Genomic DNA, 12,253 nt, shown 5'->3' on the forward strand with positions numbered 1-12,253 from the left:
GTTCTACGGAGTCTCCGGGCCGCCGATCACGCCCGGCTCCAGGGTGATCCCCGGGAACGGGTTGGTGCCGCCCGTGAGGCCGCCCGTCGCACCGCCGCCCGTGGCTCCGCCGACCGCCTGGCCGCCGGGCTTGCCGTCACGGCCGGGCTTCCCCGGCTTCCCCGGCCGGTTCGGGCTCGGGTTCGACGGGGTGGGGCGGCCGCCTCCGGCCGGCGGTGTCGCCGCGTCCGGGATGCCGACCGTGGCGAAGTTGGGCGCATCCCGGCCCGCGAGCGCGCCCGAGACCGCCTGCTTCCAGATCGGGCCGGGCAGCCCGCCGCCGTAGACCTTGTCGTAGAACTGGCCGCCGATGGTGATGTTCTCCATCGACACCTGCTTGGCGCCGCCGGAGCCGACCCAGGTCGCGCCGGCCATGTTCGGCGTGTACCCGACGAACCAGGCGTTGTAGCGGCTGTCGGTGGTGCCGGTCTTGCCCGCGTTCTGCCGGTCGGTCAGGCCGGCGGCGGTACCCGTACCGGAGTCGACCACGCCGAGCAGCAGCATGTTGATGGTGTCGGCCGTCCTCTCCGTCATCACCCGGTCGCACTGGGACTTCGGCACCGCGAGGGCCTTGCCGTGCGTGTCGGTGATCGACTCGATGGCGATCGGCGTGCAGTAGACGCCGCGGTTGGCGAAGGTCGCGTACGCGTTGGCCATGGTCAGCGGCGACATGCCCTCGGTGCCGAGCGCGATGGCCGGGACCTCGGGCAGCTTCGTGCCGTCGGCCGGGATCACCCCGAGCTTGGTGGTCATCTCCGTCACCGGGCAGAGCCCGGTCTCGGTGATCATCTCCACGAAGTACGTGTTGACGGACTTCGCCATCGCGTCCCTCATGCCGTACGGGCCGACCTCGGACTCCGACTCGTTCTCCACCCGGTCCTTGGCGGTGTTGACCCACGGCTTGTCACCGCAGGTCTGCACCGGGCTGGGGTACTCCATGTCGTGCGGCGACGGGTACGTCTTGGCCGGCGAGACCCCGCGCTCGATGGCCGCGGCGGCGACGAACGGCTTGAAGGTCGAGCCCGTCGGGAAGCCGAAGTTCGAGCCGCCCATCCGCTTGTCCACGGAGAAGTTGATCTGGGTCTCGTTCTTGCCGAAGCCGTAGGGCTTGGACTGGCCCATGCCGAGCACCCGGCCGGTGCCGGGCTGCACCAGCGTCACGGCCGTCGCGACCTTGTCGTCCTGGTTGACGTGGTCCTTGATCGACTCGTTGACCGAGTCCTGCGACTGCGGGTCCAGCGTCGTACGGATGGTCAGGCCGCCCTGGTTCCAGACCTTGGCCCGCTCCTCGCGCGTCTTGCCGAACACCGGATCGGTCAGGAAGGTGTTGCGCACGTAGTCGCAGAAGAAGCCCGCGCCCTTGACCGCGGTGATGCAGCCGTTCCTGGGCCGGGTCACCTTCAGCTGGACGGGCTTCTTCTTCGCCTCGTCCGCCTCCGCCTGCGAGATGTCCTTGATGTCGGCCATCCGCTGGAGGACGACGTTGCGGCGCTTCATCGCCTCCTGGGTGTCGTTCACCGGGTCGAACCGGGTGGGCGACTGCACCACGCCCGCCAGCAGCGCCGACTCCTCCAGGGCCAGGTCCTTCGCCGGCTTGCTGAAGTAGCGCTGGGAAGCGGATTCGATCCCGTACGCCTGCTGGCCGAAGTACGTGATGTTGAGGTAGTTCTCCAGGATCTTCTTCTTCCCGAGCTCCTCCTCGACCTGGATCGAGTACTTCAGCTCGCGGATCTTGCGCCCGAGGCTCTTCTCCTGGGCCTCGCGCACCTTCGTCTCGTCGTCGCCGGCCTCCTCGACGAAGACGTTCTTCACGTACTGCTGGGTGAGCGTCGAGGCGCCCTGGGCCGCGCCGCCCTCCTGGGCATTGCGGTTGACCGCGCGCAGGATGCCCTTGAGGTCGACCGCCCCGTGCTCGTAGAAACGCGAGTCCTCGATCGCGACGATCGCCTTCTGCATGTACGGGGAGATGGCCGTGAGCGGGACCACCTGCCGGTCACGTGAATAGACGGTGGCGATCAAGCCACCTTCGGCGTCCAGAATCGTCGTGCGCTGGCTCAGCGGCGGCGTCTTCAGGTTGGCCGGGATCTCGTCGAATCCCTCGACCGTCCCCTTCGCGGCGAGCCCCAGGGCGCCGGCGCCCGGGATCGCGATGCCGGCCAACACAACTCCGGAGAGAACGGACACCCCGAGGAACTTGGCGGCCTGCTGCGGCCCCGTGAGCCCGGCGCCCGAGCGCTTCTTTCCCATGGAGGGCAGCCTACGTTCTCATTCGCCGGACACACGCGAATGCCTTGGCCTAAGCTGTCCCCAACTGTCACAGCAGTGCGGTGCGACATCAACCCCTCGGCTTGTTTTTCACCCTTCCCGAATGGGGTGGACGCATGTCCGAATCTCGCCCTTCACTCTGATGGCCCATCGTCCGCACTCTGCCGATTCCACCCGAATCGCCGGAATGGTCGGGCATGTCGCCGGATCACTCCGTCGGGTGATCTGCCGCTTACCCATAGTCCGTTCGGACCATTCAAGATTGGGCCCGTCGGGGGTGTTGCACTGTGCTCGCCTTCCGTAACGTCCTCAACTGGCAGCGGTGAATATGCCGCTTGCCGCCGTGGGGGAGCCTCGATTCGGGAGAGGACGGCGCCGTGATGGGCTGGGTTACCGACTGGAGTGCGCAGGCAGCCTGCCGCACTACCGATCCGGATGAACTGTTCGTTCAAGGAGCGGCACAGAACAGGGCCAAGGCGGTGTGCACCGGGTGTCCGGTGCGGACCGAGTGCCTGGCCGACGCGCTCGACAATCGTGTCGAGTTCGGAGTATGGGGCGGAATGACCGAGCGGGAGCGTCGCGCACTGCTGCGCCGGCGTCCCACCGTCACCTCGTGGCGACGGCTGCTCGAAACCGCCCGTACAGAGTACGAGCGCAGTACGGGCATCCTCACCGTGGATGTCGATGCGGAGATCGACGTTCCGTACGAGACGTACGCGGCAGCCGGGTAGACCCACCCGCGCGGTCCCGCGTACGGACACCTCCGCGAGCCGGTCCAACCGGGCGGCCGAGCGGAGGTCCGCGTACGAACGCCTAAGCTCCGGCCGGCACCCCGGCCGCGAGTCGCTCTCCGATGGCCCGCAGCCCGGCGAGGTCGTGCACATCGCCGGGCAGGGCGGCCACCTCGGCCACCGCCACCTCGGGGTGCAGCGAGGTGAAGCGGTCACGCGTGCGCTGTTCTCGCGTGATGACCTGCATCCGCTCGGCGTGCAGACGCAGCAGCCCCGCCGTGATCTCGTCCACGTCGGCATCCGTTCCCGGGCCTTCGGCGCTGGGGGAGCCGTCCTGGGAAGTCTCCGCGGCCTCGGCGGCCGAGTCACGAAGTCCAGCTTTCCCGGACTCCTGATCGACAATGCCGCCCTCTTCAAGATTCTCTGCGGCGGCCAACGCCCGCTCGGCGGACAGCCGGTCGGCGCCACTGGCGTGCACCCGGTTCAGTACGAGCCCGGCCAGCGGCATCCGCTCCGCGGCCAGCCGCTCCACGAAGTACGCCGCCTCGCGCAGCGCGTCCGGCTCGGGCGCCGCGACCACGAGGAACGCCGTACCCGGAGCCTGCAGCAGCCGGAACGTCGCGTCCGCGCGGGTGCGGAAACCGCCGAACATCGTGTCCATCGCCGCCACGAACGTCTGCACGTCCTTCAGCAGCGAAGCCCCCATCAGCTTGCTGAGCGTGCCGGTCATCAGCGACATGCCGACGTTCAGGAACTTCATCCCCGCCCGGCCGCCCACCTTCGCCGGAGCCATCAGCACCCGGATGAACTTCCCGTCCAGGAAGGACCCCAGCCGCTTCGGCGCATCGAGGAAGTCCAGTGCGGACCGGCTCGGCGGGGTGTCCACGACGATGAGGTCCCAGTCGTCGCGGGCCCGCAGCTGGCCCAGCTTCTCCATCGCCATGTACTCCTGCGTGCCCGCGAAGCCGGCCGACAGCGACTGGTAGAAGGGGTTGGCCAGGATCGCCTGGGCCCGCTCCCCTTCGGCGTGCGCCTCGACGATCTCGTCGAAGGTCCGCTTCATGTCCAGCATCATGGCGTGCAGTTCACCGCCGCCGGACACCCCCGCGACCTTGCGGGGGGTGTTGTCCAGCGAGTCGATCCCCATCGACTGGGCAAGCCGGCGCGCCGGGTCGATGGTGAGCACGACCGCCTTGCGCCCGCGCTCGGCCGCCCGTACGCCGAGCGCCGCGGCCGTGGTGGTCTTGCCGACCCCGCCCGCGCCGCAGCAGACGATGATCCGGGTTCCGGGATCGTCCAGCAGCCGGTCCACGGCCAGCCGCGGCGGGGCGTCCATGCCGGTGCCGGTGCCGGTGCCAGTGCCGGTGCCGGTGCCGGTGTTGGTCCCGGCGTCGGTGCTGGTGTCGGTCCCGGTGGTGTCGCCGGTGCCGGTGGCCTCGCTCATACCTCGTCCGCCTGCTTCCGCAGCTCCGCGGCCAGCTCGTACAGCCCGGCCAGATCCATCCCCGCGCCGAGCAGGGGGAGTTCGTACGTCGGCACGTCCATCTCCCGCAGTACGGTGCGCTGCGCGCGCTCCAGCTCCACCCGGCTCGCATGCTCGGCGGCCTGCGTTAGCAGCGGGTCCACCAGCCGCTCCGCCAGCCCGCCGCGGCGCGCGCCGCCGAGTCCGGCCCGGGACAGGGCCTTGGCGACCTCGGTGCGGTGCTCGCCGGCCGCGGCGCGCAGGGCCTCTTCGTCCAGGTGGTGCGGCCGGACCATGTTCACGACCACCCGCCCCACGGGCAGGCCGGCGGCGCGCAGCTCCTCGATCCCGTCGGCGGTCTCCTGGACGGGCATCTCCTCCAGCAGCGTCACCAAGTGGACGGCGGTCTGCGGGGACTTCAAGACCTTCATGACGGCCTGCGCCTGGTGGTGAATCGGCCCGAACCGGGCGAGGCCCGCCACCTCGTCGTTGACGTTCAGGAAGCGGGTGATCCGGCCGGTCGGCGGGGCGTCCATGACCACGTGGTCGTAGACGGGGCGGCCGGCCTTGTCCGTGCGCCGTACCGCCTCGCACGCCTTGCCGGTCAGCAGCACGTCCCGCAGGCCGGGCGCGATGGTCGTCGCGAAGTCGATCGCGCCGAGCTTCTTGAGGGCGCGGCCGGCCGAGCCGAGCTTGTAGAACATCTGGAGGTAGTCCAGTAGCGCCCGTTCGGCGTCGATGGCGAGCGCGAAGACCTCGCCGCCGCCCGAGGCGACCGCGATCTTCCGCTCTTCGTACGGGAGCGCCTCCGTCCCGAAGAGCTGGGCGATCCCCTGCCTGCCCTCGACCTCCACCAGAAGCGTCCGTCTGCCCTCGCGCGCGAGGGCGAGCGCGAGTGCTGCGGCGACCGTGGTCTTGCCGGTACCGCCCTTGCCGCTGACCACCTGGAGCCTGCTCACAGCGTCTGAGCCTAACCACTCGCCTTCCGGGCCGCGCAGTGCCCCTGCGCGGCAGGCGATACCCTCGCCCCCATGACCAAGAAGTTCGAATATGCGACGGTCCCGCTGCTGGTCCACGCCACCAAGCAGATCCTGGACACCTGGGGCGAGGACGGCTGGGAGCTCGTCCAGGTCGTGCCCGGCCCGAACAACCCCGAGCAGCTCGTGGCCTACCTCAAGCGGGAGAAGGCATGAGCGGCGTCGTCGAGGCGAAGCTCGCCGAGCTCGGCCTGACCCTGCCCGAGGTCGTCCCGCCGCTGGCCGCGTACCAGCCGGCCGTGCGCTCGGGTGCCTACGTGTTCACCGCGGGCCAGCTCCCGATGGTCAAGGGCAGCCTGCCGGTCACCGGCAAGGTCGGCGCGGAGGTCTCGGCGGAGCAGGCCAAGGAACTCGCCGCGACCTGTGCGCTGAACGCGCTGGCCGCCGTCAAGTCCGTCATCGGTGACCTCGACAGGATCGCGCGCGTCGTGAAGGTCGTCGGCTTCGTGGCCTCGGCCTCCGACTTCACCGGGCAGCCGGGCGTGCTCAACGGCGCCAGCGAGCTGCTGGGCGCGGTCCTCGGCGACAAGGGCGTCCACGCCCGCAGCGCGGTGGGCGTGGCGGTGCTCCCGCTGGACGCACCGGTCGAGGTCGAGATCCAGGTCGAGCTGACCCCGGACGTCTGACCTGCGAACGCCTGATCCCGGACGCCTGACCGCGAACGCCCGTCTTCCGGAGCCCTGACCCGGTCCCGCGCGACCCCGTCCCGCCCGTCCCCTGCCCGGTTGCCGCCCTGCGCGGCCGCCGCCGCAGGGGCGTGGGCGGGGCGTGCGCGCGGTGCACGGGAGCGGCGCGGGGCCGGCCCGGCCCGGGGGCTCTCGAACTCCCGGGCGGATGGTCGTAGCATCCCCGCATGCCCAACGGTGAGCAGGGACAGCAGCAGACGCACGGAGCCACGCGGCCCGGGGGCCAGTGGTACCCGCCGGAATGGCCCGCCCGGATCCGCGCGCTCGCGGAGGGTTCCCTGACCCCGGTGGAACCCAGACGCGCCGCCACCGTGATGCTGCTGCGCGACACACCCGAAGGCCCGGCCGTGCACATGCTGCGCCGCCGCGCCTCGATGGCCTTCGCCGGGGGCGCGTACGCCTATCCGGGCGGCGGTGTCGACCCCCGCGACGAGGACCACCTCGTCGGCTGGGCGGGTCCGGACCAGGAAGCCTGGGCGGCCCGCCTCGGCACGGACCCCCGTACCGCCCAGGCCATCGTCTGCAGTGCCGTGCGCGAGACCTTCGAGGAGGCCGGCGTCCTCCTCGCGGGCGAGACCGCCGACACCGTCGTCGGGGACACCACCGGTGACGACTGGGAGGCCGACCGCCTGGCCCTGGTGGCCCGCGAGCTGTCTTTCGCCGAGTTCCTCGACCGCCGCGGCCTGCGGCTCCGCTCCGACCTGCTCGGCGCCTGGGCCCGCTGGATCACCCCGGAGTTCGAGCCCCGCCGCTACGACACCTGGTTCTTCGTCGCGGCCCTCCCGGAGGGGCAGCGCACCCGCAACGCCTCCACCGAGGCGGACCGGACCGTGTGGATCCGCCCCGCGGAGGCGGCCGACGGCTACGACAAGGGCGAGTTGCTGATGATGCCGCCCACCATCTCCACCCTGCGCTCGCTGGAGCCGTACGGGAGGGCCGCCGAGGCCCTCGCCGCGGCCTCGGCGCAGGACCTGACGCCCGTACTCGCCCAGGCCGCGCTGGAGGACGGCGAGCTGGTGCTCAGTTGGCCGGGCCACGACGAGTTCACCAAGCGCGTCCGCCTCGGACTCGGAGGTTCCGCATGACCGACGCCGCAGCACTGCCCGGCCAGCCCCGCGGAACCGTCACCTCCGGGCGTGCCACGGCCCGCGCGTACAACATCCTGGCCCCCAACCCGTCGGCCATGACCCTGGACGGCACCAACACCTGGCTCCTCTCGGAGCCCGACTCCGAACTCGCCCTCGTCGTCGACCCAGGCCCGCTGGACGAGGCACATCTGCGCGCCGTCATCGCCACCGCCGAGAAGACGGGCAAGCGGATCGCGCTGACCCTGCTCACGCACGGCCACCCCGACCACGCAGCCGGGGCCGGCCGGTTCGCCGAGCTCACCGGCACCAAGGTGCGCGCGCTGGACCCCGCCCTGCGGCTGGGAGACGAGGGACTGGCCGCCGGGAACGTGATCCGCACCGGCGGGCTGGAACTGCACGTGGTGGCGACGCCCGGGCACACCGCCGACTCGCTCTCCTTCCACCTGCCGGCCGACCGGGCCGTCCTGACCGGCGACACGATCCTCGGTCGCGGCACCACCGTCGTCGCCCACCCCGACGGCCGCCTCGGCGACTACCTGGACTCCCTGCGTCGGCTGCGCTCGCTGACCGTGGACGACGGCGTGCACACGGTCCTGCCGGGACACGGGCCGGTGCTCGACGACGCGCAGGGCGCGGTGGAGTTCTACCTCGCCCACCGCGCGCACCGCCTCGCCCAGGTCGAGACCGCCGTCGAGGACGGGCACGTCACCCCCGCGGAGGTCGTCGCCCACGTCTACGCCGACGTGGACCGCTCGCTGTGGCCGGCCGCGGAATGGTCCGTACGGGCGCAGCTGGAGTACCTTCAAGATCACGGACTGATCCCTGGGGGCCCCGAATGACCATGCTGTTCCTGCTGCTCGCGTTGATCGCCACGGCCTCCTGGATCACCTCGACGGTGACCCTGCGGATGAAGGCCCTGGAGCGGCGCACGGAGCGGCTGGAGCGGCGTCTTGGGCTGGTCCTCGACCACTTCGGCATCGAGGAGCCCGAGCCGGCCGGCCTGGACGAGGTCCGGGCGCTCGTGCGCGACGGCCGTCCGGTGGAGGCCATCCGCGTCTACCGCCGGACCACGGGGGCGGACCTGCGGGAGGCGAAGGCGGCGGTCGACGCCCTGTCGGCCTAGCGGGCCCACAGGCCTGGCGCCGCCGGCCAGGCGCCGGCCCGTGCCCCCGTGTTCAGGGGCGGGGCGGCTTCGTACCGTGCCTGGCCGTGTATTCGGCCGCGAGCCAGGGGCCGAGGTCCTCGGTGTAGGCGTGCAGGACGGCCGGGTCGGCGACGGGGTCCAGGGCCACGGCGGCCGCGGCCCGCATCTGGGCGGCGCGCTCGGGGTAGTAGCGCCCGAAGATCTCCGCGGACTCGGCGAGATCGCTGGTCCAGCCGCCCCAGCGGGGCATCACGAGGGTGAAGCCGGTACGGACGAGGTGCCGGGAGAGGTGGCGGCTCAGCCTCCGGTACTCGGCCGGCGTGGAGGCGGCCCGTACGCGGTCCCGCCACCGCGGGAGCAGGACGGCCAGGTCGCCGTTGGTCTCGCGGGCCAGCCTGCTGTCCGGGCGGTAGCGGGGCAGGTGCTCGGCCAGGTCGGCGCCGAGCAGCGGCGTGCACAAACAGGCGAGGAACCAGCCCGTGTCGTACCGCTCCTGCTCGCTGAGCAGCGTGTCCCGGCCGTACAGCAGGATGCCGACACCGTCGATCACGGCGAAGTCCTCGTCGAGCCCGCGGGCCAGCACCTCGGCGGTGTCGCGGTCGTCGTGGGTGGGCTCGTGGTGCAGGGCGAGCAGGAGGTCGAGGTCGGAGCGGCCGGGCCGGGCCGTGCCGCGGGGTACGGAGCCGTAGAGGTACGCGCTGTGCAGCCGGGCCCCGTACGCCTCGGCGACCCGCTCCCGGGCGGCGGCCACCACCGCGGCGAACTCCGGCTGGACCGAGCCCAGGGAGCCTTCGCGCTGCAAGTGGCCGGTGGGGTCGAGGGGGGCGGGCTGCATGGGCCCACTCTGCCGCTCCCCCGGCCGGGGGCCAACGGGAATTCCGTCGCGAGGTTCACGGCGCCCGGGCTGCCGGGGCCGTACGCACATGCCGCCGGTGGCCGGCCTTTCCGGCTCCGCCGGCGTTTCAGGCGCGGCCCCGGGGCCGGCCCCGGGGGCCGGACCCGACGCGGTGTGCGGGCGGGCCGGCCCTCCGAGGGCTCAGCGGGAGCGCTTGGCCAGGCGTTCGACGTCCAGCAGGATCACCGCGCGGGCCTCCAGCCGGAGCCAGCCGCGGCCCGCGAAGTCGGCCAGGGCCTTGTTCACCGTCTCGCGCGAGGCGCCGACCAGCTGGGCCAGCTCCTCCTGCGTGAGGTCGTGCACCACGTGGATGCCCTCCTCCGACTGCACGCCGAACCGGCGCGACAGGTCGAGGAGCGCGCGGGCCACCCGGCCCGGCACGTCGGAGAAGACCAGGTCGGACATCTGGTCGTTGGTCTTGCGCAGGCGGCGGGCCACGGCGCGCAGCAGCGCGGTCGCGACCTCGGGCCGGGCGTTGAGCCAGGGCTGCAGGTCGCCGTGGCCGAGGCCGAGCAGCTTGACCTCGGTCAGGGCGGTGGCGGTGGCCGTGCGCGGGCCGGGGTCGAAGAGCGAGAGCTCACCGATCAGCTCGCCGGGGCCGAGGACGGCCAGCATGTTCTCGCGGCCGTCGGGGGAGGTGCGGTGCAGCTTCACCTTGCCCTCGGTCACGACATACAGCCGGTCGCCGGGGTCGCCCTCGTGGAACAGGGCGTCACCGCGTGCGAGGGTCACCTCGCCCATGGAGGCGCGGAGCTCCGCGGCCTGCTCGTCATCGAGCGCCGCGAAGAGCGGGGCGCGCCGCAGAACGTCGTCCACGAGTCTCTCTCCTATGTCGACCAGCTCAGGGGACCGTGCTCCCCATTTTGCCGGACGGCTCAAACAGTGCGATCAATCACAAGGATGCCGGACGGACGGCCGTGCTGTGCGGTGTGGGACCAATCGGAGTGGTGTTACCGGAGGTCCGGGCGGGTGTCGGCGGCCGGCCTTAGGCTGGCCGGGTGTCCAACAAGCCGGTGAGAGCACAGGCCAAGGGGTCCGCACGAGTGACGGACGCCCCGAATTCAGCTGTGGGCGAACAAGCCCCCCAGAAGGCCCCGCCGAGCCCCCAGGGCAAAGCTTCGGCCAAGAAAACGGAATCACGACTCGGCATGGTGCGCCGGGCCCGGCGGATCAACCGGGAACTGGCCGAGCTCTATCCGTACGCCCATCCCGAGCTCGACTTCCGGAATCCCTTCGAGCTGCTGGTCGCCACCGTCCTGTCCGCGCAGACCACCGACCTGCGCGTGAACCAAACGACCCCCGCCCTGTTCGCCGCCTACCCGACCCCGGAGGACATGGCCGCGGCCGCGCCCGAGGAGCTGGAGGAGATCATCCGGCCGACCGGGTTCTTCCGGGCGAAGGCGAAGGCCCTCCTCGGCCTCTCCCAGGCCCTGCGGGACGACTTCGGCGGTGAGGTGCCGGGGCGGCTCGCCGATCTGGTGACGCTGCCCGGAGTGGGCCGCAAGACGGCGAACGTGGTGCTCGGCAATGCGTTCGGGGTCCCGGGCATCACGGTCGACACGCATTTCGCCCGTCTGGTCCGCCGCTGGAAGTGGACCGGGCAGACCGAGCCGGAGAAGATCGAGGCGGAGATCTGCGCGATCTTCCCCAAGAGCGAGTGGACGATGCTCTCGCACCGGGTGATCTTCCACGGCCGCCGTATCTGCCACGCCCGCAAGCCGGCCTGCGGCGCCTGCCCCATCGCCCCGCTCTGCCCGGCGTACGGAGAGGGCGAGACGGACCCGGAGAAGGCGAAGAAGCTGCTCAAGTACGAGAAGGGCGGCCGGCCCGGCCAGCGGCTCAGCCCGCCGCCGGACTATCCGGGCCTGCCGGCCCCGCCGCTGGGCGCCGGGGACCCGGAGGCGTCCTGATCGCCGAGCACGCGCAGGACGCAGGGGCAGAGGAACGAATACGGCCCGGGGCGGCGTTGTCCCGGGGTAGGAGCGGTGGCGGAGCGCACGGTCGCGCCGGAGTCGGGGACGACAGGGAGCAGGGGTGCCTATGACGCGCGGAGCGCGGGACGAGAGCAGCGTGGCCCAGGCGGCCGCCCCGCCGACACAGGGCGCCGTGCCGCGCTCCGGCCCGCAGGGCGCCGCGCCGCTCACCGGCCGGTCCGCCGGGCCCGCCGCGGACCGCGGCCTTCCCGGAGGCCCGTACGCAGCCGCGTACGGGGAGCTGCGCGGCCACGGCGGCGCCGGCCTCGTCCTCGGTACGCAGGGCCTGCCCGAGTGGCTCGGCCCCGTCGTCGAAGCCGTCCGTACGGTCCGGCCCACCCAGCTCAGCCGCTTCCTGCCGCCCGAGGACGGCCGGGGCCGCCAGTCGGCGGTGCTCATCCTGTTCGGGGAGGGACCCCGCGGCCCCGAGCTGCTGCTCATGGAGCGGGCCGGAAGCCTGCGCTCGCATCCGGGGCAGCCCTCCTTCCCGGGCGGCGCCCTCGACCCGGAGGACGGCGATCCGCACACCACGGGGCCGCTGCGCGCCGCCCTGCGGGAGGCCGAGGAGGAGACCGGCCTCGATCCCGCCGGGGTGCAGCTCTTCGGCGTGTTGCCGCGCCTCTACATCCCGGTCAGCGAGTTCGTCGTGACCCCGGTCCTGGGCTGGTGGCGCGACCCCAGTCCCGTCGGCGTCGTGGATCCGGCCGAGACCGCCCGCGTCTTCACGGTCCCCGTGGCCGATCTCACGGACCCGGCGCACCGTGTGATGGCCGTCCACCCGAGCGGTCACCTCGGCCCCGCATTCACCGTCGAATCGGCCCTGGTCTGGGGCTTTACCGCCGGGGTGATCGACCGGCTGCTGCACTTCGCCGGCTGGGAGCTGCCCTGGGACCGGTCCCGGCAGGTCCCGCTCGACTGGCGCGCATGAGACGG

13 protein-coding genes are annotated in these 12,253 nt (G+C 72.2%); 8 read left to right on the top strand and 5 right to left on the bottom strand.

The features are described 5' to 3' along the window. Window positions 1-3: 3 nt before the first annotated feature. Window positions 4-2,286: a transglycosylase domain-containing protein gene (locus AB0B01_RS01510; RefSeq protein ID WP_361711873.1), complete on the bottom strand. Its 2,283-nt coding sequence runs from the start codon at window positions 2,284-2,286 to the stop codon at window positions 4-6. Window positions 2,287-2,684: 398 nt separating this feature from the next. On the opposite strand from AB0B01_RS01510, the gene AB0B01_RS01515 reads away from it, so the two are divergent. Next, window positions 2,685-3,035 (top strand): WhiB family transcriptional regulator, encoded by a 351-nt coding sequence (locus AB0B01_RS01515; protein ID WP_030299276.1) that lies wholly within the window; start codon window positions 2,685-2,687, stop codon window positions 3,033-3,035. Between the two features lie 82 nt (window positions 3,036-3,117). Here the strand turns inward: AB0B01_RS01515 and AB0B01_RS01520 are convergent, their stop codons facing one another. After that, on the bottom strand, window positions 3,118-4,371 hold the full coding sequence (locus tag AB0B01_RS01520) for an ArsA family ATPase (RefSeq protein ID WP_361712053.1): 1,254 nt from the start codon (window positions 4,369-4,371) through the stop codon (window positions 3,118-3,120). Between the two features lie 104 nt (window positions 4,372-4,475). After that, window positions 4,476-5,456, bottom strand: coding sequence for an ArsA-related P-loop ATPase (locus AB0B01_RS01525; RefSeq protein ID WP_361711875.1), 981 nt, complete (start codon window positions 5,454-5,456; stop codon window positions 4,476-4,478). A 72-nt stretch (window positions 5,457-5,528) separates the two neighbouring features. On the opposite strand from AB0B01_RS01525, the gene AB0B01_RS01530 reads away from it, so the two are divergent. The 5 genes from AB0B01_RS01530 (at window position 5,529) to AB0B01_RS01550 (ending at window position 8,431) form a co-directional block, all read left to right on the top strand. Further along, on the top strand, window positions 5,529-5,690 hold the full coding sequence (locus AB0B01_RS01530; protein WP_007264966.1) for a DUF4177 domain-containing protein: 162 nt from the start codon (window positions 5,529-5,531) through the stop codon (window positions 5,688-5,690). Then, entirely contained in the window at window positions 5,687-6,160 is a 474-nt protein-coding gene (locus tag AB0B01_RS01535; protein WP_361711877.1) for a RidA family protein, read from the top strand. Before AB0B01_RS01530 ends, AB0B01_RS01535 begins: the two co-directional genes overlap by 4 nt. A gap of 227 nt (window positions 6,161-6,387) precedes the next feature. Next, complete coding sequence (locus AB0B01_RS01540) at window positions 6,388-7,305, top strand: NUDIX hydrolase (RefSeq protein ID WP_361711879.1); 918 nt, start codon at window positions 6,388-6,390, stop codon at window positions 7,303-7,305. Then, window positions 7,302-8,147 (top strand): MBL fold metallo-hydrolase, encoded by an 846-nt coding sequence (locus tag AB0B01_RS01545; protein ID WP_361711881.1) that lies wholly within the window; start codon window positions 7,302-7,304, stop codon window positions 8,145-8,147. The genes AB0B01_RS01540 and AB0B01_RS01545 overlap by 4 nt, the downstream gene beginning before the upstream one ends. After that, complete coding sequence (locus AB0B01_RS01550) at window positions 8,144-8,431, top strand: hypothetical protein (RefSeq protein WP_361711882.1); 288 nt, start codon at window positions 8,144-8,146, stop codon at window positions 8,429-8,431. Before AB0B01_RS01545 ends, AB0B01_RS01550 begins: the two co-directional genes overlap by 4 nt. A 52-nt stretch (window positions 8,432-8,483) precedes the next feature. Here the strand turns inward: AB0B01_RS01550 and AB0B01_RS01555 are convergent, their stop codons facing one another. Beyond that, window positions 8,484-9,287 carry a nucleotidyltransferase domain-containing protein gene (locus tag AB0B01_RS01555; protein WP_361711884.1) on the bottom strand — a complete coding sequence of 268 codons (804 nt, stop codon included), beginning with the start codon at window positions 9,285-9,287 and terminating at the stop codon, window positions 8,484-8,486. A 201-nt stretch (window positions 9,288-9,488) separates the two neighbouring features. Beyond that, complete coding sequence (locus AB0B01_RS01560; protein WP_003981529.1) at window positions 9,489-10,163, bottom strand: Crp/Fnr family transcriptional regulator; 675 nt, start codon at window positions 10,161-10,163, stop codon at window positions 9,489-9,491. 182 nt (window positions 10,164-10,345) lie between these two features. Here AB0B01_RS01560 and nth point away from each other — a divergent pair, with 182 nt between their 5' ends. Together nth and AB0B01_RS01570 are read left to right on the top strand one after the other, a co-directional pair. Continuing rightward, entirely contained in the window at window positions 10,346-11,257 is a 912-nt protein-coding gene (nth, locus tag AB0B01_RS01565; protein WP_361711885.1) for an endonuclease III, read from the top strand. Between the two features lie 130 nt (window positions 11,258-11,387). After that, complete coding sequence (locus AB0B01_RS01570) at window positions 11,388-12,248, top strand: CoA pyrophosphatase (protein ID WP_361711887.1); 861 nt, start codon at window positions 11,388-11,390, stop codon at window positions 12,246-12,248. The last annotated feature ends 5 nt before the right edge of the window (window positions 12,249-12,253 follow it).

The organism is Streptomyces sp. NPDC044571 (genome assembly GCF_040647115.1).
GTDB lineage: Bacteria > Actinomycetota > Actinomycetes > Streptomycetales > Streptomycetaceae > Streptomyces.

Bases quoted from the DNA above. Each gene is read 5' to 3' on its own strand.
- AB0B01_RS01510 (WP_361711873.1), bottom strand. From the start codon at position 2,286: ATGGGAAAGAAGCGCTCGGGCGCCGGGCTCACGGGGCCGCAGCAGGCC.
- AB0B01_RS01515 (WP_030299276.1), top strand. From the start codon at position 2,685: ATGGGCTGGGTTACCGACTGGAGTGCGCAGGCAGCCTGCCGCACTACC.
- AB0B01_RS01520 (WP_361712053.1), bottom strand. From the start codon at position 4,371: ATGGACGCCCCGCCGCGGCTGGCCGTGGACCGGCTGCTGGACGATCCC.
- AB0B01_RS01530 (WP_007264966.1), top strand. From the start codon at position 5,529: ATGACCAAGAAGTTCGAATATGCGACGGTCCCGCTGCTGGTCCACGCC.
- AB0B01_RS01535 (WP_361711877.1), top strand. From the start codon at position 5,687: ATGAGCGGCGTCGTCGAGGCGAAGCTCGCCGAGCTCGGCCTGACCCTG.
- AB0B01_RS01540 (WP_361711879.1), top strand. From the start codon at position 6,388: ATGCCCAACGGTGAGCAGGGACAGCAGCAGACGCACGGAGCCACGCGG.
- AB0B01_RS01545 (WP_361711881.1), top strand. From the start codon at position 7,302: ATGACCGACGCCGCAGCACTGCCCGGCCAGCCCCGCGGAACCGTCACC.
- AB0B01_RS01550 (WP_361711882.1), top strand. From the start codon at position 8,144: ATGACCATGCTGTTCCTGCTGCTCGCGTTGATCGCCACGGCCTCCTGG.
- AB0B01_RS01555 (WP_361711884.1), bottom strand. From the start codon at position 9,287: ATGCAGCCCGCCCCCCTCGACCCCACCGGCCACTTGCAGCGCGAAGGC.
- AB0B01_RS01570 (WP_361711887.1), top strand. From the start codon at position 11,388: ATGACGCGCGGAGCGCGGGACGAGAGCAGCGTGGCCCAGGCGGCCGCC.